The organism is Arthrobacter vasquezii (genome assembly GCF_029455255.1).
Lineage (GTDB): Bacteria > Actinomycetota > Actinomycetes > Actinomycetales > Micrococcaceae > Arthrobacter_D > Arthrobacter_D parietis.
The window spans coordinates 22,848-47,753 of record NZ_JAROKN010000005.1; the positions used below are offsets into that span (position 1 = coordinate 22,848).

24 protein-coding genes are annotated in these 24,906 nt (G+C 63.1%); 16 read left to right on the plus strand and 8 right to left on the minus strand.

From position 1 onward, the window contains the following. The first annotated feature begins 16 nt into the window (after positions 1 to 16). The 6 genes from P4U43_RS03660 to P4U43_RS03685 are packed head-to-tail and all read left to right on the plus strand — an operon-like array spanning position 17 to position 6,864. Positions 17 to 1,327 carry an ABC transporter substrate-binding protein gene (locus P4U43_RS03660; protein WP_277357495.1) on the plus strand — a complete coding sequence of 437 codons (1,311 nt, stop codon included), beginning with the start codon at positions 17 to 19 and terminating at the stop codon, positions 1,325 to 1,327. Beyond that, entirely contained in the window at positions 1,320 to 2,267 is a 948-nt protein-coding gene (locus P4U43_RS03665) for a carbohydrate ABC transporter permease (protein WP_277357496.1), read from the plus strand. The genes P4U43_RS03660 and P4U43_RS03665 overlap by 8 nt, the downstream gene beginning before the upstream one ends. After that, positions 2,260 to 3,213 carry a carbohydrate ABC transporter permease gene (locus P4U43_RS03670; protein WP_277357497.1) on the plus strand — a complete coding sequence of 318 codons (954 nt, stop codon included), beginning with the start codon at positions 2,260 to 2,262 and terminating at the stop codon, positions 3,211 to 3,213. The genes P4U43_RS03665 and P4U43_RS03670 overlap by 8 nt, the downstream gene beginning before the upstream one ends. Next, entirely contained in the window at positions 3,210 to 4,583 is a 1,374-nt protein-coding gene (locus tag P4U43_RS03675; protein WP_277357498.1) for a glycoside hydrolase family 172 protein, read from the plus strand. The genes P4U43_RS03670 and P4U43_RS03675 overlap by 4 nt, the downstream gene beginning before the upstream one ends. 57 nt (positions 4,584 to 4,640) lie before the next feature. Further along, on the plus strand, positions 4,641 to 5,921 hold the full coding sequence (locus tag P4U43_RS03680; RefSeq protein ID WP_277357499.1) for a glycoside hydrolase family 32 protein: 1,281 nt from the start codon (positions 4,641 to 4,643) through the stop codon (positions 5,919 to 5,921). Further along, entirely contained in the window at positions 5,914 to 6,864 is a 951-nt protein-coding gene (locus P4U43_RS03685) for a carbohydrate kinase family protein (RefSeq protein WP_277357500.1), read from the plus strand. Before P4U43_RS03680 ends, P4U43_RS03685 begins: the two co-directional genes overlap by 8 nt. A 279-nt stretch (positions 6,865 to 7,143) precedes the next feature. On the opposite strand, the gene P4U43_RS03690 is transcribed toward P4U43_RS03685, so the two are convergent. The 8 genes from P4U43_RS03690 to P4U43_RS03725 form a co-directional block, all read right to left on the minus strand. Next, the gene (locus tag P4U43_RS03690; RefSeq protein ID WP_277357501.1) at positions 7,144 to 8,220 is read right to left on the minus strand and encodes a Gfo/Idh/MocA family protein; all 1,077 of its coding nucleotides are present in this window, start codon (positions 8,218 to 8,220) and stop codon (positions 7,144 to 7,146) included. Between the two features lie 16 nt (positions 8,221 to 8,236). After that, complete coding sequence (locus tag P4U43_RS03695) at positions 8,237 to 9,256, minus strand: LacI family DNA-binding transcriptional regulator (protein WP_404800693.1); 1,020 nt, start codon at positions 9,254 to 9,256, stop codon at positions 8,237 to 8,239. A gap of 50 nt (positions 9,257 to 9,306) precedes the next feature. Then, complete coding sequence (locus P4U43_RS03700; RefSeq protein ID WP_277357502.1) at positions 9,307 to 10,806, minus strand: GH1 family beta-glucosidase; 1,500 nt, start codon at positions 10,804 to 10,806, stop codon at positions 9,307 to 9,309. After that, complete coding sequence (locus P4U43_RS03705; protein ID WP_277357503.1) at positions 10,806 to 11,705, minus strand: carbohydrate ABC transporter permease; 900 nt, start codon at positions 11,703 to 11,705, stop codon at positions 10,806 to 10,808. The genes P4U43_RS03700 and P4U43_RS03705 overlap by 1 nt, the downstream gene beginning before the upstream one ends. Continuing rightward, a complete protein-coding gene (locus P4U43_RS03710) occupies positions 11,702 to 12,826 on the minus strand; it encodes a carbohydrate ABC transporter permease (RefSeq protein ID WP_277357504.1) in 1,125 nt (374 codons plus the stop codon). Before P4U43_RS03710 ends, P4U43_RS03705 begins: the two co-directional genes overlap by 4 nt. A gap of 57 nt (positions 12,827 to 12,883) precedes the next feature. Further along, positions 12,884 to 14,179, minus strand: coding sequence for an ABC transporter substrate-binding protein (locus P4U43_RS03715; RefSeq protein ID WP_404800698.1), 1,296 nt, complete (start codon positions 14,177 to 14,179; stop codon positions 12,884 to 12,886). A gap of 293 nt (positions 14,180 to 14,472) precedes the next feature. After that, a complete protein-coding gene (locus tag P4U43_RS03720; RefSeq protein WP_277357505.1) occupies positions 14,473 to 16,761 on the minus strand; it encodes a beta-galactosidase in 2,289 nt (762 codons plus the stop codon). Positions 16,762 to 16,802: 41 nt separating this feature from the next. Beyond that, the gene (locus P4U43_RS03725; protein WP_056545251.1) at positions 16,803 to 17,504 is read right to left on the minus strand and encodes a FadR/GntR family transcriptional regulator; all 702 of its coding nucleotides are present in this window, start codon (positions 17,502 to 17,504) and stop codon (positions 16,803 to 16,805) included. A gap of 131 nt (positions 17,505 to 17,635) precedes the next feature. Here P4U43_RS03725 and P4U43_RS03730 point away from each other — a divergent pair, with 131 nt between their 5' ends. The 10 genes from P4U43_RS03730 to P4U43_RS03775 all read left to right on the plus strand — a co-directional run bounded on the left by P4U43_RS03730 (position 17,636) and on the right by P4U43_RS03775 (position 24,888). Beyond that, complete coding sequence (locus tag P4U43_RS03730) at positions 17,636 to 19,090, plus strand: four-carbon acid sugar kinase family protein (protein WP_277357506.1); 1,455 nt, start codon at positions 17,636 to 17,638, stop codon at positions 19,088 to 19,090. 50 nt (positions 19,091 to 19,140) lie between these two features. After that, positions 19,141 to 20,043, plus strand: coding sequence for an NAD(P)-dependent oxidoreductase (locus P4U43_RS03735; protein ID WP_277357507.1), 903 nt, complete (start codon positions 19,141 to 19,143; stop codon positions 20,041 to 20,043). 119 nt (positions 20,044 to 20,162) lie between these two features. Further along, entirely contained in the window at positions 20,163 to 21,578 is a 1,416-nt protein-coding gene (locus tag P4U43_RS03740) for a GntP family transporter (RefSeq protein WP_277357508.1), read from the plus strand. Positions 21,579 to 21,750: 172 nt separating this feature from the next. Further along, positions 21,751 to 22,008 (plus strand): hypothetical protein, encoded by a 258-nt coding sequence (locus P4U43_RS03745; RefSeq protein WP_277357509.1) that lies wholly within the window; start codon positions 21,751 to 21,753, stop codon positions 22,006 to 22,008. Beyond that, entirely contained in the window at positions 22,005 to 22,286 is a 282-nt protein-coding gene (locus P4U43_RS03750) for a hypothetical protein (RefSeq protein WP_277357510.1), read from the plus strand. The genes P4U43_RS03745 and P4U43_RS03750 overlap by 4 nt, the downstream gene beginning before the upstream one ends. Further along, the gene (locus P4U43_RS03755) at positions 22,276 to 22,557 is read left to right on the plus strand and encodes a hypothetical protein (protein WP_277357511.1); all 282 of its coding nucleotides are present in this window, start codon (positions 22,276 to 22,278) and stop codon (positions 22,555 to 22,557) included. Before P4U43_RS03750 ends, P4U43_RS03755 begins: the two co-directional genes overlap by 11 nt. A gap of 53 nt (positions 22,558 to 22,610) precedes the next feature. Further along, on the plus strand, positions 22,611 to 22,874 hold the full coding sequence (locus tag P4U43_RS03760; RefSeq protein WP_277357512.1) for a hypothetical protein: 264 nt from the start codon (positions 22,611 to 22,613) through the stop codon (positions 22,872 to 22,874). Beyond that, the gene (locus P4U43_RS03765) at positions 22,874 to 23,164 is read left to right on the plus strand and encodes a type II toxin-antitoxin system RelE family toxin (RefSeq protein ID WP_277357513.1); all 291 of its coding nucleotides are present in this window, start codon (positions 22,874 to 22,876) and stop codon (positions 23,162 to 23,164) included. Before P4U43_RS03760 ends, P4U43_RS03765 begins: the two co-directional genes overlap by 1 nt. A 215-nt stretch (positions 23,165 to 23,379) precedes the next feature. Next, positions 23,380 to 23,823, plus strand: coding sequence for a PRC-barrel domain-containing protein (locus tag P4U43_RS03770; protein ID WP_277357514.1), 444 nt, complete (start codon positions 23,380 to 23,382; stop codon positions 23,821 to 23,823). A 27-nt stretch (positions 23,824 to 23,850) separates the two neighbouring features. Continuing rightward, a complete protein-coding gene (locus tag P4U43_RS03775; protein ID WP_277357515.1) occupies positions 23,851 to 24,888 on the plus strand; it encodes a zinc-dependent alcohol dehydrogenase family protein in 1,038 nt (345 codons plus the stop codon). The last annotated feature ends 18 nt before the right edge of the window (positions 24,889 to 24,906 follow it).

Sequence of the window (24,906 nt, forward strand, 5' to 3'; positions counted from 1 at the left end):
GCAAAGGAGCACCACCATGTCCCCCATCACTTCGCGCCTCGGCCTGAGCCTGGCTGCTGTACTTTCACTCAGCCTCCTCACCGCATGTGGAGGTTCAAACGATCAGGAAGTCCCCGCAGCCGAGGGACCATATGAGGCACCGGCATCGGACATCACAGCCGAAATCACCATCTCCAATTGGGGGGATCCCGGCGATGAGGCTATTTACGACGATGTATCTGAGCGGTTCAACGAGCAGTACCCCAACGTCACGGTCAACAATGACTTCACCCCCATCACAACCTGGACCGAATATGTCAACAAACTAGTCTCTTCGGTCGCTGCTGGAAACGCGCCAGACGTCATCAACATCGCCACTGAGGGTGTGGATCTGGGCCTCCACAACGAGCTCTTCGCCCCGCTGGACGGCTACATCCAGAACGACCCTGAGGGGGAAAAGCTTATCGCCAGCTTCGACCCGGCACTGGTCGAGGGGTTCACCGAAGACGGCAGCACCTACCTCATGCCGAACACCTGGAACTCGATGCTGATCTACTACAACACCAAACTGTTCGAAGAAGCGGGCATCGAACGTCCCTCCGAGGACTGGACCTGGAACGAATTCCTCGAAATTTCCAGGAAGCTCACCACCGGTGAAGGCGAAGACAAGGTTTATGGTTTCGGCCTTCCGTACTTCAACTTCGGACTCACACCCTGGCTCTACTCGAACTCCGCCTCCCAGATGAGCGAAGACGGGGAAACCCCAACCCTGGACGACCCAGCCACCGTCGAATCCGCCACCTGGATCCGAGATCTGGTCACCGAAGAAGGTGTAGCACCGCAACCAAAGGGAGCAGACCCGTACCAGCTCTTTCCTGCGGGCAAAGTGGCTATGACCGGTGCCGGCCATTGGGTCGTCGGTCCTTTTGAAGACGCAGGGTTCTCCGACTACGACATCCTGCCCTGGCCACAGAACAGCGAGAAATCCACGGTGTTCGGCGGCGGCGGGTTTGCTGTCTCCGAGCAGTCCGACAACAAGGACCTCGCCTGGGAGTACATCAAAATGCTGACCGACATCAAGACGCAGCAGGAATGGGCAGCCGCCGGCGCCGCCATTCCAGCTAACAAGGACGCGGCCCAGTCCGAAAGCTTCCTGGCCTACCCCGAACATGCCGAGCTCTACTACGACTCCATCACCTACGCCGAGCCGGTGGCCGCGCCCCGGGTTTACAACACCCTGGAACCGGCGTTCATGAGGGCAATGGACGAGATCCTCGCCGGCGGAGACCCCCAAAAGGAACTCTCCGAAGCCAACGATGAAGTACAGGAAGCGCTTGATCGTGAGTAGCACTGAGATTCGCTCTAACCCGTCGGAGAGGCCGGCCGCAAGGCTTTGGGGTCGGCTCTCCGGCGGGCGCCGCCGGGAAGCCCTCACCGGTTACGCCTTTATCGGCCCCTCCGTCGTCGGTTTCCTCCTCTTCATCCTCGGCCCTCTCGTCGCGGCGTTGGCGTTGAGCTTCACAAAATACAACATTCTCAGGCCGCCGGAGTTCGTTGGAATCGACAACTATGTCCGAATGTTCACGGATTCGCGCTTGCTACAAAGCTACGGAAACACCTTTATCTATGTCGGTGCCGCCGTAGTCCTCATCAATACGATCGCGCTGGCGGCGGCGGTTCTGATCAACCAGAACATGCCGCAGTGGCTCAACACGATCTTCCGGTCGGCGTACTTCTTCCCGTACCTTGTCGCGTTGGTCTACGTGTCCATTATCTGGCAGGCGCTTTTCCAGAAGGATACCGGCGTTATCAACTACTACCTGACCAGCAGCGGCCTTCCAGAGATCGATTGGCTCAACAGCCCGGAGGTTTCAAAACTCTCCGTCATCATCGTCGATACCTGGCGCAATATCGGATTCGCAATGCTGATCTATGTCGCGGCCCTCCAGGAAGTTCCAAAGGAAATGATTGAGGCGGCAGAAGTTGACGGCGCCGGGCCCTGGCGTCGGTTCAAGAGCATCACCTTTCCGATGATCAGCCAAGCGACCTTCTTCAACGTCACCACGACCACCATAGGTGCCTTCCAGATCTTCGAATCCATCATTGTGCTGACCCGTGGAGGACCAGGCGACTCAAGCCGCAGCGTCGTCATGTACCTCACCGAAAAAGCCTTCAACGACTTCGACATGGGATACGCCTCAGCGATCGCCACCTCACTCTTCATGCTGATCCTGCTCGTCACGCTCATTCAGTTCCGCGTAAGAAAGTCCTGGGTGCACTATGAGTAACCAAACCGTTTCCACTCTCGGCGGACCACTCCCAGCACCACCCCACGACAAAGATCTAAACAGTGCGGGCACGGGCAAACTGGGAACTGCGGCCCGGCGGAACTACCGTCGCGGGCGCCGTCGCCCGTCGATCGGCAAAGCCATCTCGCTCGTCTTGCTCACGTTGGGCGCGATAGCCATGATCGCCCCATTTCTATGGATGTTCACAACGTCGCTGCGCTCCCCCGGCAACGCATACGACTTGCCTCCTCTCTGGTTCCCCAACGAATTCCAGTGGGAGAACTACCCGGATGCAGTCAACGGTCCGGTGCCGATCCTGCGCAACATGTTCAACAGCGCAGTGATCGCTATAGCAGTCAGCATTGGGATGATCATCACGGCGCCCATGGCAGGATTTGCCTTCGCCAGGCTGCGGTTCCCTGGCCGGAACATCATCTTCATCCTGCTGCTGGCCTCCCTTATGGTGCCCCCGCAGGTGACGATCATCCCGCTGTTCCTCATGATGAGCGAATGGGGTCTGATCAATAATCCCCTGAGCCTTATCCTGCCTGGCATCACCGGAGCGCTCGGCGTCTTCCTCATGCGCCAGTTCTTCCTCTCCCTCCCGGAAGAAATGCTCGAAGCTGCCCGGCTGGACGGAGCGAACGCGTGGACGGTCTACCGTCTGATCGCCCTGCCCTTGGCGAAAAACGGCATCAGCACACTGGGCATCATCACCTTCTTGGGGAGCTGGAACGCATACTTCGCCCCGTCGATTTTCCTCAACGACACATCGACCGCCACCCTCCCCCTGGCACTCGTGCTGCTGCTAGGACCCTACGGTGCCGGGAACCTCTCACTGGTCATGGCCGCCACCGTGATCGCAATCCTGCCAGCGCTCATCGTTTTCATCATTGCTCAGCGGTGGATCATCGCGAGCCTCACACAATCAGGAGTTAAAGGATGACCCCCATGCCCACGACGGGAACCGCCGGTCCTTCCCAGGGGCCGCTCGCCGACTTGGTCAGGATCAAGGACGCACGCTCGGCCCGCTCTTCAAGTTGGGACCAAACCGGGCGGAACCGGGACAACTGGATCGTCATGCCCGGCCAGGAACGGGTGCTCGCCGACATCGAAGGTCCCGGATGCATTACCCATATCTGGATGACCCAGTCATGCCGGCTCCAGCCCGGGCCGGGCCAAATCGATCCGGCGGCAGTCGGCGTCCCCATGCTCGAGATCCACAACGCACTCGGCGTGAGCTGGGAAGTCGTAGACCCCGATTACTATCGAAAGATCGTACTGAAGATCTACTGGGACGATCAGGAAACCCCAAGCGTTATCGCCCCTCTGGGGGACTTCTTCGGGCTGATGAACTCCCTCTCCGGATCTTACGATTCGCTGCCCTTGTCGGTGTCGGCGAAAGAAGCCGAACTGCACACTTTCGGCGGAAGCGCAGCTTTCAACAGCTACTTCGCTATGCCCTTCAACAAGCGCGCCCGCGTCGTCGTGGAAAACCAGAATGACGTTCCGTACCTGCAGTACTTCTACATCGACTACGAGCTGTACACCCAGCCCCTCTCCGAGGAAACTGCCTACTTCCATAGCCACTGGCGCCGGCAGCTCCCCAACAAAGGGTGGGGTCCTGACCTGCAGACCAACAGCATCGAGGTCACCATTCCCAACCTTGATGGCAAAGACAACTACGTCGTCCTGGAAACTGAGGGCGAGGGCCATTACGTAGGCTGCAACCTCGCCGTGCGCCACTTCCAAGGCTCATGGTGGGGCGAGGGCGACGACATGATCTTCATCGACGACGATACTTGGCCACCCAGCCTGCACGGCACCGGCATGGAGGACTATTTCGGACACGCCTGGGGCATGCAGCGCAACGCGTACGCCATGAACGGAACGATCGTCCACGAAGAAGATGTGCCAGGTTTCCACCACAGCTACCGTTTCCACCTCACCGACCCGATCCGATTCAAAAAACGCATCAAAGTGACCTTCGAACACGGCCACGCCAACCACCTCTCCGACGACTGGTCTTCGACCGCCTACTGGTACCAAAGCCTCCCGTCACCCGATCTGACCATCCCCGGGGTCGAGGAGCGGCTGCCGCTCCGGCCCGTCGATCGGGTCATCGAGACACCGCTGCCGGACCTCAGCGAGGACCAGCAGAAGGCACGGAGGGACACCGCCGAGAGGATGGAGAAGTTCACCGCTGCCCGGGATGCCCTCCGCGAGGCACGGTCGGAAGAAGTGGACATTTGGGAGGCAGGAAACCGCGATCATGCCCAACGGATTCGCGCCTCCATCAACAGCAAGAACAGCTGACCGTTACCTTCTGCCAGCACAAGACAACCCATGAACCTCTCGAAAGGCACGACCAACGTGTCCAAACTTCCACTGCGACCCGAGTTCCACTTCACTCCGCACCAGGGGTGGATCAACGACCCCCTCGCGCTCACCTATAAGGACGGCCGCTACCACCTCTTCTACCAATACGTACCCGGCTCGACCGTGTGGGGGCCCAACTGCCATTGGGGCCATGCAACATCCACCGACCTGATGAGCTGGACGGAAGAAGGAGTTGCTATCGCCCCCGGGGAGGGGGACGACGGCATCTGGTCAGGATCCATAGCCGTCCACCCCGAAACCGGGGACGCAACCATGTTCTACACCTCAGTCTCGGTCCCTGATTTCGGGATCGGTCGGGTACGCCAAGCGTTCCCCACCGACGACACCTGGAACACCTGGACAAAAGGCGACTTCGTCGTTGATGTGCCAGCCGAACTCGACACCATCGCATTCCGCGACCCCTTTGTCTTCCGTGACGGAGAGAAGTGGCGGATGCTGGTCGGAACCGGTCTACGCGGTGGCACCGCCGCCGCCACCTCCTTCTCCGCGACCGATCTCAACAAATGGGACTACGACGGGCTCGCAGCACAACGATCGGGCTCCGAAACCTCACAGGTCTGGACCGGAACCTTATGGGAGTGCCCACAGATATTCGAAATCGACGGCCGTTCAGTGCTAGTGACATCCGTGTGGGAAGACGACGTACTGCACTACGTCGCCTACGGCATCGGCACATACGAAGACGGGAAATTCAAGGCCGAAAGCTGGGGACAACTCACCTACGGCTCTGGCTACTATGCCCCCTCATTCTTCCGAGACAAAGACGGAGCGCCCGGGCTCATTTTCTGGATCCGCGGTTACCTTGACGAAACCGCCGGCCGCGCCAGCGCCCTAAGCATCCCCCACAGGTTGCGACTGATCGGCAACACCCTCATCAGCGAACCGCACCCAGACCTCGCCGCCTATGAGGGTTCATCGGATCAGGGAAGCGAATTCCACCTTGCCGCCGACAACGCCTACATCCTCACCTGGGACGGCACAGAAAAGGCAAGTCTGCAGCTTATTCAAGAAGACGTGCAGCAGGTCACGGTCACCGGAAAAGCTGGCACCCTCTACATCGCAACCGGGGGCGATGAACAACACATCGACCACACCCACGGTCGAGTCACAATGATCATCGACGGGCCCATCCTAGAGCTATTCACCTCGCGTGGGACATTCGCATTGGGATCAGGCCTTCAAGCCGACCAAAAAGTTACAGTAGACAGCACCGCACCGGTCCTCGTCCGCCAACTCTCACGGAAAGATGAGTAGCGTGATGCCCCAGTCCCGGATCCTGGTGGTCGGCGAAGCCCTCATGGACATCGTGAGCAGGGAAGAAGGACTAGACCGACACCCTGGTGGCTCACCGGCCAACGTGGCCGTCGGATTGGCGCGACTTGGGTCCGACGTCTCACTTCTCACCGGGCTGGCCGAGGATGCCATGGGTCTCACCATCTGGCGTTATCTCGAGAGCCAGGGCGTTAAGTTACTGCCATCATCACTCCACGCCGCCCGGACTTCCTCAGCCACCGCAGTTCTCCAGAACGATCGGGCGGCAAAGTACCACTTCGATGTGGAATGGACGCTCCCAGCGCGGCCCCTGGACGCTGCCTTCGACGTCATACACACCGGATCCATTGCGGCATTCCTGGAACCTGGTGCGGCAAGTGTCCGTCGGATATTCCAACAGGCAAGTAAGGATGGTGCGCTCCTGAGCTTCGATCCGAACATACGCCCTCAACTGCTGCCCCCACATCCCGTCTCGGTCGGAATGTTCGAGATGATGGTCGAGAATGTTGATGTGGTGAAGCTCAGCGACGAGGACGCGGAATGGTTGTATCCCCAGATCGCTATAGACGGCGTAATCGAAAAACTCCTCACACGGGGACCGGGACTCATCATCATCACCAGGGGAGCAGCCGGGGCGAACCTCGCAACCAAAGCAAACCGCTGCCGGATGCCAGCAGACTCGGTAGACGTGGTCGATACAATCGGGGCAGGTGACTCATATATGGCCGCGGTTCTGAATCTAGTGGCCACGACGAAGCGCCTTCCTAGGGATCTGGCGGAGCTGGAAGCACTAGGTTCGCTTGCGGCGACTGCAGCTGCGATCACTGTCTCCCGAGCAGGCGCCCAACCTCCCACCCGACAGGATCTATACCAGTTTGCCGGCGTCTCACCCACGGTGAGCTGTCCCCCGCACCATTTGCGATGAGTTGCCCGACCACCACTTCATCGTGGGATAAGAATTAGACCACGAATACGAGAGCGGAATCTGAGGAAGTTCCCCTTGAGCCAGCAACGGTATAGCGACACGCCGGTAGCCGCGACTGTGGAGCAGGTTGCGAGACGCTTGCTGCCGGATCAGTAGGACCGGCCGGCACCGAGCGCGCACATCCATCTGGTGACTGCATCGCCGATCGTCAAAAGCGGACTCGCCGGTCGCCCACGCTCATCTGGAGGGCCGTTCCCTTGCGCTCCAGATGACCGCCCGCTACACCGTGACCTGATCGCTTCCGTACCGCATGCCGATCTGCCCGCGGACGTCGTCGAGAAGTTGCATCGTGGCGACCGAGTCAGCCCACGGCATGGTGGGGCTTTCGGTGAGTCCGTCCTGGATACAGCGGGTGACTTCGCGAAGCTGGTACACATAGTTGCTTCCCACCTGGCCGAAGGATTCGACGCGGGATCGTCCGTCCGTCGTCGTAATGGTGAGGTCGGAAGGATTGCACTGTGGGGTGGAGGCAGTCAGCCAGCCTGCGTTTCCGCTCACCGTAGCGGTGCCGGGACAGGCGGCAACGATCGAGGTGATCAGTTGGGCGTTCGCCCCGTTCGCATAGGAAAGCGTCAGGGCGTTCCGCATGTCCACGCCGTCGTCAGTGAGGGTTGCCTGGGCCGCGACGCCGGTAGGAACCCCCAGCGCTCCGAGCGCCCACGTCAGCGGGTAGACCGCAAGATCCAACAGCGCGCCGCCGCCGGCAGCCGGATCCCAGAGGCGGGAGTTCCGGTCGTAACCGGACACGAAACCCAGGTCCGCCTGGACCCACTGGACCTCTCCCAGCTCCCCCGAGGCAATGATGTCCCACGCCCGGTTGATGCTCGGCAGGAAGCGCGTCCAGACCGCTTCCATCAGGAAGACGCCGTTGGCCGCTGCGACGTCGGCGAGCGCCCGGGCTTCCGCAGCGTTGACGGTGAAAGGCTTCTCGCACAGGACGTGCTTGCCCGCGGCCAGGGCCGCTTCCGCCACCTCGCGGTGCTGGCTATGCGGCGTGGCAACGTAGACCACGTCCACATCCGGGTCATTGAACAACTGCTGATAACCGCTCACGCCCTTCGTGTCGGAGTAGCTGGTTGCGAAGCCGAAGTCGGCGGCGAAGCCGGCAGCATTGGCTTCGCTGCGTGAGCTCACCGCGTGCAGCACTGAGTCTTCCAGCAACGCCAGGTCTGCAGTAACCCGTCGGGCTATGGTGCCCGGGGCCACGACTCCCCAGCGCACGTTCTTCCCGGTGGCTTTCAGCGGGTCAGCTCCGGGCTCAGCGCAGGGCGGAACGGGCAGGATGTGTTGGCGCACGGGTTTCCTTGGAAGGTTAGGCGGAGTCCCTGACCACCAGCGAGGTGGGCAGCAGGTTCACGCGGTCCGCCGGCTCCCCCTCGATCAGTGCGAGGAGGATCTCGGCCATCCGGTGTCCCATTTCGACGATGGGGTGGTGAATGGTAGTCAGGGCGGGCGTTACGGAGGTGGCAAAGGAGTCATCATCGAAGCCGACGACGGCGATATCCGCCGGGATGCGTATGTTCCGGTCGGTGAGCACCGAGCAGGCACCGGCCGCCATCTGGTCGTTGGCCGCAAAGAGCCCGTCGATCCGTTGCCCGCGGTCCAGGAGCCGCCGCATCGCCTCCCTGCCGGAGGCCTGCGTGAAGTCGCCGACTTCCACCAGCGAGGTGTCCAGCCGAGCTGATCGCAGGGCAGTCTCCCAGCCGCGCAGCCGGTCGACCCCCGGGTACATGTCCTGCGGACCGGCGATGGTGGCGATGGAGGTGCGTCCGGCGTCAACCAGGTGTTGTGCGGCGCGTGCCGCAGCGGCCTGGTTGTTCACCTCGACGTAGTAGCTGTCACCCTCACCCCGGAAAGGACGTCCCGCGAAGACCACGGGGAGCGAATCGCTGATTCTCGTCCAGGAGTGGTCCCCGCTGTGGTGAGAGACCACCAGCGCACCGTCAACGTTCCCGCCCAACAGGTAGCTTCTGGTCTTTTCAGGCCTTGCTTCAGACGAGACGATCAGGTTCAGCGTGTACTTCGTCTCCACCAGCGTTTGCGCGATGCTTTCCACCAGGGTGGCGAAGAACGGGTCGGCAAACACTTTCGAGGTGGACTCCGGAACCACCACTGCAACCGAGTTGGTGCGCCTGCTCGCAAGCGAACGGGCAGCGCGGTTGGGAATGTAGTTCAGTGTGGAGATGGCGCTCTGGACGGACTTCACAATGTCCGGGTCAACGTTCGGTGCATCGTTGACCACCCGGGACACCGTTGATCGTGAGACGCCGGCCAGCGCGGCCACCATTTCGAGGGTCGGCGCGGGCCGCGACCGGCTTGCGTCTGTCTTCACAATCATCTCCGTGCATGGTGCTGGAACCTGTGGGTCCAGTCTAGGTTGGCTCAGGCTCCTGACGGCGTGAGCACCTGCACCCTCGACTGTTCCACCTCCCCATTGGCCCTCGCGGAGCTGATCAGCTGCCGGTAGGCGTGGCCGCTGTCCTTGATGGTCCGTTCAAAGGAGTTGTAATCCACCCGGACAATCCCGAAGCGCTTGCCGTAGCCCCACGACCATTCGAAGTTGTCGAGCAGGGACCAGACGAAGTAGCCGCGGACGTCCGCGCCGGCATCGATTGCCTCACCGACGGCGGCAATGTGGTCGAGTACGAACGCGGTTCGCTCGGTATCATGCACCGCGCCGTCGCTGCTGACGGCGTCGTCGTAGGCTGCACCGTTCTCCGTCACGTACAGCGGTGGGAGGGTGGGGTACTCCTCGCCGAGGCGGACCAGCAGTTTCCGGAGCCCGTCCGGGTTCACTTCCCAGTTCATCGCCGTGCGCGGCAGGCCGCGGCTGGGGAAGGCGATGTCCTCAGAGCCGATCCAGCATGAGGACGTCTTGCGGGTGGTGCCGCCGGAGTGGCCGTCGCCGCCCCCGGTCGGGTGACCGCTGATGAGGTCGTCGTGGTAGTGGTTGACGCCGAGGAAGTCGATCGGCGTTCCGATGATTTCCAGGTCACCGAACTGGATGACCTCCCGGATGCCGAACTGCTCGAGGTCCGCGAGGGTGTCTTCGGGGTACTCCCCGCGCAGGATCGGGTCGAGGAAGATCCGGTTCTGCAGGGAATCGAAACGGCGCGCGGCATCGAGGTCAATGGGGTCCGTTGGGTCCTTCGGGATCGAGTTGCTCAGGTTCAGCGTGATGCCGATCTGCTCGGCCCCCCGAGAGCGCAGGGTGTTGACGGCGAGGCCGTGCGCGAGGTGCTGGTGGTGAATAGCGGCAACGGCAGCACTCGGTTCCTGCCGGCCCGGCGCATGCACTCCGGCAGCGTATCCAAGCAGGGAGGAGCAGAAGGGTTCGTTGAAGGTCGTCCAGTGCTGCACCCGGTCGCCCAGCGCCGAATAGACGTCATTCGCGTAGTCCACAAAGCGGTACGCGGTGTCCCGGTTGGCCCAGCCGCCCTTCTCCTCGAGGGCCTGCGGCAGGTCCCAGTGGTAGAGGGTCAGCCAGGGGAGGATCCCGGCGTCGAGCAGTTCATCCACCAACCGGGAGTAGAAGTCCAGGCCTTCCGGGTTTGGCCCACGGTCCCCCGGCCGGACGCGCGCCCAGCTGGTGGAGAACCGATAGGAGCCCAGCCCGAGCTCCTTCATGATGCGGACGTCTTCGGGCATGCGGTCATAGTGCTGGACCGCGTCCTTCAGGGTGTCGCCGTGGGCAATAGCCCCGGGTACACGGGCGAAGGCGTCCCAGACGGAATCTTCCTTACCGCCCTGATGGCTTGCTCCTTCAACCTGCGCTGCTGCGGTGGCTGATCCCCAGAGGAACCCCTCCGGCCAGGTTCTGGTCGCGCTTCCTGACACGGGTTCACCGCTGATGGGTAGGGGGCGGGTTGCGTCGAGTGGCATTAGCCTTTCACTGCTCCTTGCATGATTCCTGAAATGAGTTGTCGGCCTGCGATGACGAAGAGCACCAGCAGGGGAAGTGTCGCGAGAACCGCACCGGTAAGCACGATCGAGTAATCGACGTACCGGGCGGCCTGCAGTTGGCTCAGCGCCGTCTGCAGGGTGGGGTTGCCGGCGTCGAGCACCAGCAATGGCCAGAGGAAATCCGTCCAGGCGGTCATGAAGGTGAAGAGCCCAAGAATCGCCATGGCCGGCCGCGCGGCGGGAAGCGCCACGTGCCAGAACGTGGAGATCATGGATGCCCCGTCCATGCGCGCGGATTCGATCAGCTCATCGGGAATGACGTCCACCAGGTACTGACGCATGAAGAACACACCGAACGCCGTCACCAGCGTGGGGATGACGACGGCGCCGATCTCGCCGGTCCAGCCCAGGGTCCGCATCATCATGAACAGAGGGATGATGCCCAACTGGGTGGGGATCGCCATGGTGGCGATCACCGCGACCATCAGACCGTTGCGCCCCTTGAAGCGAAGCTTTGCGAAGGAGTAGCCGGCAAGGGTCGAGAAGGACACCACCGAAACGGTGATGATTCCCGAGATCAGGACGCTGTTGCCCAGCGCCAGCCAGAACGGGATGGTGTCCAAGACTTCGCCGGCGTTGCTCCAGAAGTTGCCGCCGGGCAGGAGCGGCGGCCAGGTTCCGGCGAGTGCCGAATTGGACCGGCTGCCGATGATGACGGACCACCACAGCGGGTACGCCGAGGCGAGGAAGAAGGCAAACAGCAACCCGTAGGTCAGGAACCCGGGACGGTACCCATTGCCGAGCAGCTTTCTCCGCAGAGCCGGCGGGCGCGTACCTTTCTTGCGATCGGTGGTCTGCGTCCTGTCGATGACGGTCATTTTCCACTCCTTGTGGTCGCGTCGTCTGTGCTGGCTGGGTTTCCAGCCGCTGATTCCCCCGACGGTGCCGGCGGCTGCGTTCCGACGGCAGGGAGTACGACGGCGGGAGCCGAGGACTTCTTCCTGCGCCGGCTGAGTGCCCCGCGGCGAGAGCCGCGTTCGTCTCCCGTGGTTGCAATGCGGCGCGAGATCAGCCAGTTCACGATGCCGAACAGGACGATGATGAGGAACAGGAGCCACGCGATGGTCGCAGCCTTGCCGAAGTTCTGGCGCTGGAACGCCATTTCCCACAGGTAGAGGACGGTGGTCTGGAACTGACGTGCGGTTCCACCGGCGCTCCTGGGATCGTAGAGCTTGGGTTCGGTGAAGATCTGCAGGCCACCGATGGTTGCGGTGATGACCACGAAGATCATGGTGGGGCGGATGCTCGGCAGGGTGATGCTGAAGAAGCGGCGGAATGGCCCGGCGCCGTCAATGGCGGCGGATTCATAGATGTCCCGCGGCACGGCCTGCATGGCTGCGAGGAGAATCAGGGCGTTGTAGCCGGTCCAGCGCCAGTTCACCATGGTGGCAATGGCGATGTGGCTGGGCAGGGTCTCGTTCATCCACATGATCCGGTCAATGCCCATGCTCGCCAGAATGTTGTTGATGAGCCCGTACTGCTCGCCGAACATGTTCGCGAAGATCATGGCAACCGCTACCGGAGTAACGATGTAGGGGAGCAGGATGCTCATGCGCCAGAACGTCTTGGCCCGCAGATTCTGGTCCAGGACGGCCGCAATGGCGGTTGCGACCACCAGTTGCGGGATGGTGGAGAGCAGGAAGATGCTCACGGTGTTGAACAGTGAGTTCCAGAAGAACCTGTCCTGCAGTACCTCGACGAAGTTCTGCAGTCCCACAAACTCGCCCTGACCCTTCAACAGATGCCAGTCGAAGAGGGAGACAACAAAGGTGTAGCCGAGAGGGAACAGCCCCACGAGCCCGAACAGGAGAAAGAACGGGGCTATATAGAGGTACGGCGACGCCTTCACATCGAAAACATTCAGGCGCTGGCGGAAGGTCGGTGCGGTCTTGCTGGCAGCGGGAGTCCCGGCTGCCGGTCGATTCAGTGTCGTGGTCATGACGATTCCAGTCCATGAGGGGGCCTCCGGTACTCCGGAGGCCCCACGGCCGGTGTGCTAGTTGTTGACGACGAGCTCGTTGAGGAGCTTGACGGCTTCGTTCCAGGCTTCGTCAGCCGTACCGGAGCCTGTATCGAGGATCTTCAGTGCCGGCGCGAAGACGTTCTCCTGAATCACCGAGTCCTTCGGACCCTTGAACTGCGCGACGACGCCCTCGGCCCGCGAGGCGAAGATGGCACCGTAGGGAGCGTCATTGAAAAGCTCATTGGGTACGGCGTCTTCCACAATCTGCTGCTGTGCCTCGATGGTGCTGGGGAAGTTGTTCGCTGCGGCGGACTGCTTGACCTGCTGCTCCGGGGCGGTCAGCCATGCTGCCAGCTTGGCTGACTCTGCCGGGTGTTCCGAGCTTTCAGGAACGGAGAGGAAAGCTCCACCCCAGTTGGAAGCGCCGCCCGGGAAGACGTTAGCTACGTCCCAACCGGTCTCGGGTCCACCGCCTGCGGATTCAAGCTGCTCCTGGATGGTGCCGAGCATCCAGGCGGGGCACACATGGACGGCGAAGGAGCCGTCAACGAAAGCTTTACCCTTGCCCCAGTCGAACTGCTTCTGGTTGGCGGACAGTCCGTCGGCTGTGCCGGCTGCAAGGAGATCGAACTTGGCGCGCATGGCCTCGTTGCCCTCGACATTCAGCGCGCCATCGGCCGTGTAGTAGCCCTCCTCCATCTGGTTCACCATGGAGTTCCACACGAACGCGGACTGGTCATACCAGGCTTTGCCGGTGGCCTCGTTGTACTGCCGGCCCAGGTCGAAGTAGGTCTCCCAGGTGGCGTCGTCGCCGCCGAAGAGTTCAGCAACTTCTTCGCGGTCCGTGGGGAAACCTGCTGCCTCGAAGAGGTCCTGGTTGAAGCACAGTGCCTGTGGCCCGATGTCGGTGCCGTAGCCGATGACGCGGCCGTTGGGATCGGTGCCCTGCTCGAACTTCCAGTCCACCCAATTCTCCTTGATGTCCTGGGCACCGTGCTCATTGAGGTCCACGAACTGGTCAGACACCTCCATGATCTGGCCGAGCCAGCCCTCCTCGACGGCGACGACGTCGCTCAGACCCGATCCGGCTGCGAGTTTGGTGAACGCATCGACGCGGGCGTTGGCGCTGCCGTCGATGTTGTTGGCCTCGATGGTTACGCCGGGGTTGGCTTCTTCGTATTCGGCATACAGATCGTCATAGCCGAAGTTGCCGAAGGTGGTGATGGACAACTCGATGGGGTTCTCGGCGCTGGCCGGTTCATCGCTGCTGCTGCCGCAGCCCGTGGCAACGAATGCCAGGGTCATAGTGCCGGTGAGGGCGGTGATCATTTTGGTGCGTCGTGAAAGGCTCACGGTCACTCCTTTGTGTGCGTGCTTCGATGGGGAAAGGGCGTGCTGGATTCCACTGGCTGGCCTTCTGGAAACGGACGCGATTAGCCTGCGTGGAGAATGGTGCGAAAGTTTGATGGAGCGCTCCATCGGCGGTTCAGTCAATCTACAGATGACCTGGGTCACATGTCAATAGAGCGCTCCATCAAGAATTCTGGGCCCATCGCGGCGCCGTCGGGCTAGAGCTGTTGACAGCCCCGGTGCGGGACCGCGTGCACCCGCCTGACTAGCCGCTATGTCAGCGGCGTGAGCCTACCCGTGAGCACCGAGGCGCTGCAGATCTCCGCTGACGGCTCCGCCAGGGATGCCTTGATCCGTTGCGCCGCTTCCGGAAGACAGGTAGGCGTATCAGCCGTCAGCGGGTACACGGCCACCTCGACCACCCGCCGGTCGGTGTCCTGAGCCGGCGTGATGTCGATGTCCCACACCGAACCGTCCCAGAAGACGTCTTCCTCGCGGCCTTCAAACAACGACGACGCCGTGTCACCCACCAGCTCAAGGCGCAGCAGGGAGCGCTCCCCTGCCGTCGCCTGGCCGCTAACGCTGATGGTGTAGCGGGCGGCATGCGCAGCGAAGTCATCGGGGGACGGCGCGGAGGCGCGCCCCGGTACGGTTACGGGCCGTGCCGGCGGTGCGGAAGCGGGAGCTGTCCGCGTGATCGTCACTTCGTGCGCCTCGGACGATACGGTGAACGGGTCGCGCGAGAAACCGTCGTCGTCCGCTTCTCCCGTGGGAGGGAATACGGCCACGGTGCCGGGTTGGTGCGCATACACCGCAAGTCCGCCATCCCGCTCCACCACAGGGGCAGACGAAAGCACCAGACGACGACGGCCGCTGACAGTGGGCGTCCACGCTTCCAGCGCCTGGGACGCCGAAAGAACCAGCACGCGCAACCGCCCACCCCTCTCACTGGTCAGGGTGAAGAAACCCGGGCGAAGGTCTTCGAGTACCCGCTCCCCGCCCACCGGCACACTGGGGTGGCCCTCAACCGCGTACGCGGCCGGCACGGCCAGGTGGGCATCGACGCCGTCGTTCGCGGTGAGGACCAGAACCGGCGGCTCCCCTGCGGCTTCAAGCACCGTCAGGACGTTGAGCGTGGCCCACCGGACGACGACGCCTGCCACCTCCAGCTGGACCGGCCAGGACAGGAACTCCCCGGCTGGGAGATCGACCGGCCGGTGCGGGAACAGGACACTCTGGTCATCCAATCCGATCTCGAACTGCACGCCGGTCCGGGCGGGCAGCGGCTCATGCGGCCGGTGGTTGTTGATAAATACAAATCCGCTCGCACCGTCGCTGCGCAGTGACCAGCGCAGGCCGCCGTCGTCGTCGTTTTCCGGGATGGTGGCATTCATCGCCGCGAGGCGGGAGCCGAAAGCCTCAAGGAAGGAGTGCTGGTTCCGCAACCGGTGGAAGCTGTCCCGAATTTGGAGGTGGGCGCCGATGGGTGCGCCGAAGTCGTAATTCAGCTCCGGGAGGTCGTTCGGGTAGCCGGTTGCGTGGGACTCCTGCAAGCCCTTGCGCGGGTTGGTGCCGCCCACGTACATGTAATAGCCCTGCCAGGTGGACCCGCTGCCGAGCTTGCAGAGCGCGACGGCGGCAATATCCCGTGCGGTAGGCGCCGGACGCCGGTGGTAGGCCTTCGCCATTCCGCCGCCGAGTTCGCAGGTGGCGGCCGGGAAGTCGGGATGCTTGGCGCCGACGACGCCGGTCCAGCTCTCACCCGCGAGGTCCTTGCCGATTCCGGGATCATCCCACTGGTGGGAAAAGGTGAAGTGGGCCTGGAAGCTCTCGTCCCAGCCCTGGTTCGTGTCCACCCAGAAGCCGTCCGAGTAGCCGCCGTAGAGCGGGAACACCTCGCCCACCGGGATGTCCGCACTGCCCCACGCCGTTGCCGTCCACAGCGGCGCGAAGAGCCCGCTCTCCCGGGCAAGGTCCTTGAGGGCGAGAATGTGGTCGGGCCGGTCATAGATCTCGTTCTCAAGTTGGATGCCGATCACCGGGCCATCGCTGCCGCAGAGACCGGCCACCTCACGGCCAATCTGCCCGAACCAGGTTCTGACGGCGTCGAGGTAGCGGGGATCGTTGGTGCGTTCGGTGTAGTCCGCGTTGACCACCCAGTCCGGATGACCGCCGTTGCGGACCTCGCCATGGCACCACGGGCCGAGGCGAAGGATGACCTCGAGGCCAATCTCCTCACACAGCTGCACGAACGCCGCGAGGTCGAGGTTGCCCTCGAAGCTTGGAGTGCCGTGTTCCTCCGGCTGGTGATGAATCCAGAAGATGTAGGTGGCGACGACGTTGATGCCGCCCGCCTTCATCAGCCGCAGCGCATCGGCCCAGCGTTCGCGCGGCTGGCGGCTGTAATGCATCTCGCCGGTGACGGGAATCCACGGTTCACCGTTCCGGAGAATGCTGCGGTTGGTGAGCGCTAAGCCGGGGCGGGCGTCGACGTCGTTGGCCATCCGCGGGCGGGTTTCGGGAGCGTCCCAGCCAACGTGGGAGATCTTCAGGGCGGGCATGGTTTCGACGGTAAGCGCATTCCGCGCGCCGGGCAACAACGTCAGGGCTCGAGGACGTACGCCAACAGATCATTGAGCGTCTGCTCCATGTGCCGGTCCATCGCCAGCCGGGCGCGTTCGGTGTCATGCGAGCGCATGGCGTCCATGATGTTGGCGTGCTCGGCAATGGCGTTGATCTGAATCTGGACCACCTTCGAGGTCTGCGCGCGCCGGGAGGCAAGGATCCGGGTCAGCGGCTCAAACAGCACCGCAACAAACACGTTTCCGGACGCATGCAGGATCAGGTCATGGAAGGCGAGATCGGCAGCGACGAAGCGGTCGACGTCGTTCTCTTCATGGGCGGCGCGCATCTGCGCCAGCTGCCCGTCCATCTCGGTGAGTTCCTCGGCGGTGATGCGGCTCGCGGCGAGTTCGGCGGCGCCGGTCTCGAGCATGCGCCGCAACTCGATCAGCTGGACGGCCACCGCAGCATCCTCCTGGCCCTCGGACGCGGCACGCAGCACGGCTTCAAGTGACGACCACTGGTTCAGCGGGTTCACGAACGTCCCCCGCCCACGCTCCACGCGGAGAATCCGGCGTGCCACGAGAGTCTTCATCGCTTCGCGGACGGTCATGCGGCTGACCTCGTGCCGCGCGCTCAGCTCCAGTTCGCCGGGGACACCTGATCCAGGCGGGAATTCACCGGCAACGATGCGGTCGAGCAGTTCATCAGCAACTTCATCGACCAGCGATTTGCGTGCCATGCTCCCCCTCTTCCAGTAACCAGCCAAGTGTACTTGCGTGTCTGCATGGCCTGTGTCACACTAATCGATATGCAAGATGTCTGACATATTACATTTAGAATAAAGGCCAGCTATACACAACGGAGTGCACAGTGACTACTGAGACGAACCTCCTCGCCGGTTACCCGGCCGAGCTCGCCGTATCCGCCGACGCGGTGGCGCAAACGCTTGAGAACCGCATCTTTGTAGTGCTCGACGACGACCCCACCGGCACGCAGTCGGTCTCGGATCTGCCGGTCCTCACCCGCTGGGAGACCGAGGATTTCACCTGGGCGTTCGGCGAGGGAAAGCCTGCGGTGTACGTGCTAACCAACACCCGAAGCCTTGATCCCGCGGAAGCCGCCGCCCGCAATGAGGAAGTGGTCCGCAACGCGCTCGACGCCTCTACCCGACTAGGATCCGACCTTCGCGTGAGTTTCGTCAGCCGCAGCGACTCCACCCTACGAGGGCACTATCCGCTGGAGCCGGACGTTATTGCCGCCACCGTGGCCGAGATGTCCGGTGAAGCTACCGACGGCGTCGTCATCATCCCCGCCTTTCCCGACGCCGGCCGCATCACCATCGGCGGAGTGCACTACACGCGCGGAAGCGATGACGAACTCATTCCGGTCGCCGAGACCGAATTTGCGAAGGACGCAACCTTCGGCTTCACGAACTCCGCGCTGCCGAAGTATGTGGAGGAGAAGTCCGGCGGGCGGTTCTCCTCCGGTGACGTGATCGTTCTCGACCTGAACATCATCCGCGCCGGCAGCGAAACCAGCGATCCGGAGTTTTCAGCGACAGCCATCGCCGACGCGCTCGACGGCGCTACCGGCTCCACTCCGATCGTCGCGGACATCGTCACCGAGAACGATCTCCGCGCGCTCTCGCTCGGCCTCGCCGAAGCTGAGCGGCGCGGCAAGCGCCTGCTGTACCGGGTGGGCCCGCCGTTCATGCGCGCACGCATCGGGCAGGATGTCCGCGAGCCGCTCACCAGTGACGAAGCGTTCGCCGGTACCAGCCCGGGCACTGCGGGTGGCCTTATTGTTGTCGGCTCCCACGTGGGCGTGACCACACGACAGTTGAACGTGTTGACCACCGAGCACAGCGCAGCCCGCATCGTGGAGATCGATGTCGAGCGCCTGTTCACCGCTGAGGCGGACCGCTACCTCGACGAGGTCGTGGACACCGTCAGCACCGCCCTCAACGGCGCGGACGTCATTGTGCACACCAGTCGGCTCCTGGTGCGCGCCGATGACCCGGCCGAGAGCCTGCGCATTGCGCGCACCGTTTCTGCCGCCGTCGTCGACGTCGTCAACCGGACGTTGAAGGCGTTCCCTCCCCGCTTCGTCATTGCAAAGGGCGGCATCACCTCATCCGATGTTGCAGCCCACGGCCTCGAGATCCGCCACGCGATTGTGCGCGGTCCCATGCTGCCCGGAATCGTGAGCCTCTGGGCGCCCGTTGACGGCCCCGCCAAGGGCATCCCCTACATCGTCTTCGCGGGGAACGTCGGCGACGACCGCTCCCTCGCAGACGTGACGCGCACCCTCAGCGTCACCTTCTGACGGCTTTCCCACTGCACAGTTCAACCCAGTACGTACCAATGGAGATACAGATGAGCACCACTGATTACCAGGTCACCGTCCTCGGCCTCGGCGCGATGGGGCTGCCGATGGCAACCCGACTCGCAACACAGCTGACCGTGCACGGCTTCGACATCGCCGAGGAGCGGCTCAAGCTGGCGAACGACGCCGGTGTGCACACCTTCGCTTCCGGGCGGGACGCGACGCACGGCGCCGACGCCCTCCTGCTGGCCGTCCGTAACGGCGAGCAGCTCACCGAGGTCCTGTTCGGCGAAAACGGTGTCGCCGCAGCGCTGAAGCCGGGCGCCGTCGTCATTCTTACCAGCACCGTCGGCACCGAGGCGATCGCCGGCACTGTCTCGCGTCTCGCGGAATTCGGCGTTGCCCTCGTTGACGCGCCGCTGTCCGGCGGACCGAAGCGTGCCGGGGAGGGGGACCTGCTCATCGTCGTGGGCGCCGACCCTTCGGCTGTGGAAGCGGCCCGCCCGGTGTTGGAGCTGCTGGCGTCAACGCTGAGCATCGTCGGCGACAAGCCGGGCGACGGCCAGGCCCTGAAGACGGTGAACCAGCTGCTGTGCGGCGTTCACATTGCCGCTGCCGCTGAGGCGATGGCACTGGCCGACGCCCTTGGCCTCGACCAGCAGAAAACCTTGGCCGCCCTCGAGGCTGGAGCCGCCGGATCCTTCATGCTCTCCAACCGCGGCCCGCGGATCCTCGAGGCCTACAGCGAGGACGGCGCCGAAGTACTGAGCCGGCTCGACATCTTCGTCAAGGACATGGGGATTGTCGGCAAGGCCACGCGGGGCGCCGAGCTGGCGACGCCGGTCGCGGCCGCGGCTGAACAGCTCTACCTTCTAGGTCAGGCCCAGGGCCTCGCCGCTGCGGATGATTCCGCCGTCATCCGGGTTGTTGCGCCCACGAGGCGCAGCGCCTGACGTCGTCGCTCACTGCACCATCACTGAGCGCACCGTTCGCTCTCAGGCGGCTCCCGCCGTCGTCGTTCGTATCAGCAGCCTCACCGTGAGGCTCCCGTTGTCACAGGAGACACCCCCTTATGAGCCCTCTCGCTCTCCTCGCCATTGCAGTAGCGGGCGTTGCCCTGCTGCTCGTGGGAGTTATCAAGTTCAAGATTCCCGCGTTCCTCGCGCTGCTGGTGGTGAGCGTGCTGGTGGCGCTGGTCGCGGGCATTCCGCTCGGCGACATCGTCAGCACCGTCACTGAAGGTATGGGTGGAACGCTCGGCAACGTCGCGATCCTCGTGGGCCTCGGTGCCATGCTCGGCAAGATGATCGAAATCTCCGGCGGCGCCCAAGCGCTTGCAGGCAAGTTCACCTCGGTGCTCGGCCCGCGCCGCGTGGTTGCAGCGTTGACCTCCGCGGCGTTCCTGCTGGCCATTCCCGTGTTCTTCGATGTCGGCTTCATCATCCTCGTGCCGATTATCTACGGTTTCGCCAAGGCGGCCGGCGTGAACCCGGTCAAGTTCGGCCTGCCGGTGGGCGCCATCATGCTCGCCATCCACGTGGTTGTTCCGCCGCACCCCGGTGTTGTGGGAGGAGCCGGGATCCTCGGCGCGGATATCGGGTGGACCACTGTGCTGGGCCTGCTGCTCTGCATCCCGGTCGGCGTACTGGGCTACTTCGTTGCGCAGAGGCTGAACCGCCGCGAGTACGAGATGCTTCCCGCAACCGCCGCCCAGTTCAGGCTTTTCGGTACCGGTGAGTCCGACGTCGAGCGCGACACAGCCGCCGGCAGTACGGGTGGAGTTGCCACGCAGGTCCGCACCGCGCCGAGCCCCGCGATGATCATCTCCCTGATCGTGCTTCCCATCCTGATGATCATGGTCGGGACGGTCGGCGCCATCCTCCTGCCCGAAGATACCTTCGGCCGCGACCTCGCCGGCTTCATCGGCTCACCGCTGATCGCGCTGCTGACGGCTCTGGGCCTGACCTACTACTTCCTGGGCATCCGCCGCGGCTGGTCCTCCCAGCACACCGGCGAGGTCATGGATTCAGCGCTGGCTCCCACCGCGATCGTCATCCTCGTGACCGGCGCCGGCGGCGTCTTCGGCAAGGTGCTGACCGTTTCCGGGATCGGCACGGCGCTGGCTGAGGGTCTCGCTGCCGTTGGTCTGCCCATCATTATCATGGCGTTCATCCTGGCCGCAGTTCTGCGTGCGTCGCAGGGTTCGGCAACCGTCGCCATCATCACGACGGCGGGACTTCTCAGCGCGGCCGTCGCGGCCGGCGGCTACTCCCCCGTGCAGACGGCGCTCATCCTGATCGCGATTGGTTTCGGAGCGTTCGGTTTGAGCCATGTGAATGACTCCGGCTTCTGGATTGTTACCCGCTTCCTGGGCCTCTCCGTGGCGGATGGCCTTCGGACCTGGACCGTGCTGACGACCATCCTCGGCGTTGCCGGCTTCCTACTCACCCTTGTGGCGTGGACGCTCGTGGGCGGGTTCGCGGTCTAGTTTCACCTTCGCGCGATACCGTTCGCGCCTCCCGTTAGCTTTTTTGCCATCCGATAGCGGCCTTCCGCTATCGGATGGCAAAACTGTTATCGGATCAGTTGTAGTCATCCGCTCTCCCACCCGTTATTGTTCGGAACAGTCCGCTCCTTGTGGAGGGGCGCCGAGGGGGGAAATGAACTGGATCCGCGCCAACCGGCTGATTGCAGCCGGTTTTGGCATCGCCGTCGTCGGGCTTGTGCTCGTTCTTGTTGCCGGGGCCACCGCGCCGCCTGCGACGTTCGGCTGGTTCGCCTATGCACCGTTGGCAAACAACGCCGTCGTAGCACCCGGCCCGACTGCGGGTGAAATCTTCGGAGCGTCCCTCGCCGGAGCGGGTCTCATCCTGTGCGCCGGAGCCCTCGGTTACCTGCGGGGACGGCGCGGCACATGAGGCCGCTGCTGATCTCGCTGCTGGGGGTCGCCGCGCTCCTGATACTGGCCGGAGTGTCGCTGCTGTTTGGCCGGCCGCCAGCCGCTCTCCCGCTTCCCACCGCTCAGTCTGAAGCGAGCATCGCGTACGGTTCGGAGCTCGTGATCGCGTACGACGACGGCGCCTCCTCCTCCGATCTGCTCACCACCGCCGCTGGCCTGCTGGTGCTGGGCGGCCTGATGATCAGCGCCGGCGCCTACGGCGGCCGGCTCGCGAGGGAGGCTCCGGATGCGGACTGATTCCGGTTGGCGGAAAGCGATCGCGGTGTTGTCTGTGGGAGCGCTGCTGGTGGTTCTTGGCGTGTTTCTGGTGATCGGTTCCCAGCCGGCTCCCACGCAGGACTTCGGTTTTGTCGGAGGGCAGGGCCAGGAATTCCACATCACCTCGAACGGCGTCCTGAGCAATGGGCCGCTGTTGCTCAGTCCCACGATGGGAGGGGTGTTGCTCGGCACCGGAGTGGCGCTGGCGGCGGGCGTCGGCGGGTTCGTGCTCGGCCGTCGTCGTCGTTAGCTCCGGCTAGTCCTGGGCCATCTCGTTTCAGCGTGGCGATGTACAATTTGTACATGACCACAGACATGACGGTAAGTCAGGGCCGGGCTGCACTCAGCGCCGTGACCGCTCGTGCAGAATTCGGCGGCGAGACCACCTACCTCACCAAACACGGGCATCGCGCCGCAGCCGTGGTGCCGGCAGCATCTGCCGAGTTGCTCGAACAACTGGAGGATCTTATCGACGCGAGGAGCGTTGAAATCGCCCTCGCAAACCTTGACTCCGGGAAGGACGAGCGAGTGCCCTTCATCCGCCGCAGTGGCGCTAACCCCGCATAGTGACTTACTCCATTGCGCTCCTTCGTTCAGCAGACAAATTCTTGTCCAAGTTAGTGAGACAACAGCCGTCCGATGCGCAGAATATTGAAGAAGCGATTCAAAGCCTGGCGGAATCACCTCATCCGCCCGGATGCGAACAACTCAAGGGCTACTCCGGCATATTCCGTATCAGAGTAGGCAACTACAGGATCTGCTACCGCGTAGACGGCGGCGAGCTACTCATACTTGTGATTGTCATCAACGAGCGGAACGAAATCCATCAGGAGCTGCGGCGTCATCTAGGGCGCTGAGCGAGATTGCTGGACGTTACGTAGCTATCCAGTAGCGAAGCTTCGCCCCTCGCTGGACTACTCCGGGATTCTCCGTGGCGCGTAGACGTGCCATACATCTGACCGCGCCCTTGCCTGATCCTCCGGCCCGTGATTCGGTGGGAAGTGGGGCTGACAGCCCCGGTCGGGTTCCGACTCACCGAATCCATAGAGGAAACCGAGAGTAGGAGAGGCACATGGCTACGAACAACCCCGCCAAACTGATCAAGCTAAGCGACAGCGATCAGACGGTGACCGCCGAGGAAGACATCCGCGGACTCAACGTCAAGGACAAGGACGGCGAAGATCTGGGGCAGATCGATGCACTGCTGATTGACGACGCCGAGAAAAAGGTTCGCTTCCTGGTGGTCGCCTCAGGTGGATTCCTCGGGATCGGCAAGGAGAAGTCGTTCATCCCGGTCGAGGCGATCACGCGTATTGCCGATGAGGTCACGATTGACCAGTCCCGCGAACTGGTCGCCGGAGCTCCAGGTTATGATCCTGAGCTCGTCGACGAGGCCTCCTACTACGAGGACGTGTACGGGTACTACGGATACGTGCCGTATTGGGGCGCCGGATACGCCTACCCGACCTTCCCGTACTACCCGCCTGTTCCGCCTGACCGCTCTGCGGACAAGTAAGGGCGATTCCACGCTTAGACTCCGAGGATGCGCGCAGTAGTTTTCGACCAGGTTCAGGGCCGGCCCGATGTTCGGGAGGTACCGGCTCCAGCGGTCACTCCGGGCGGCGTCGTGGTCAAAGTGATGGCAACAGGTTTGTGCCGCAGTGATTGGCATGCTTGGGCGGGCCACGAGGACATAGCGTTTCCCCACGTTCCCGGCCATGAGCTTGCCGGCATCGTCACCGAGGTAGGCGCCGACGTCGTCCGGTGGAAGGCCGGTGACCGTGTGACGGTCCCCTTTGTGTGCGGCTGCGGCCGGTGCGAATGGTGTCTGACCGGAAATGCCCAGGTGTGCCCCAACCAGCAGCAGCCGGGCTTCACACACTGGGGATCTTTCGCCGAGTACGTCGGCCTGTATGCTGCCGATACCAATCTGGTGGCCATTCCCGAAGGGATAGATTTCACGACGGCGGCCAGCCTGGGTTGCCGGTTCGCTACCGCGTACCGCGCGCTGGTCAGCCGCGCGCAGGTTAGACCCGGCGAGTGGGTGACCGTTGTAGGTGCGGGCGGTGTGGGTTTGAGCGCGGTGATGATCGCACGCGCGGTAGGCGCACGTGTGATCGCCGTTGACCGTCACGCCGAGGCCCTTGCCGTGGCGTCCGCCCTCGGCGCGGAGCACGTTCTCACGGCCGACGGCGGTGACATCCCGTCCGCTGTTGCTGAACTGACCGACGGCGGAAGCCACGTCGCCATTGATGCGGTGGGCAGTGAGCAGACCTGCGCTGACGCCATTCTGAGTCTTCGGCGCAGGGGCCGGCATGTGCAGATCGGGCTGCTGCCTCCAGTTGGCGGCAATCCCCGCGTTCCGATGGCACGGGTGATTGCGTGGGAGCTTGATCTGCTGGGCAGCCATGGCATGGCCGCCGCCGACTATCCGGGAATGATGGCGCTCATCGAGGAAGGTTCGCTGCGGCCGGACCTGTTGATTGAACGCACCGTTGGACTCGCGGAGGCCGCTTTCCTGTTGCCCGGGTTCGATCGGGCCAAGCCCGCGGGGATGACGATCATCGATCCGTGGCGGTGACGATTCAGGTGGGTGGAC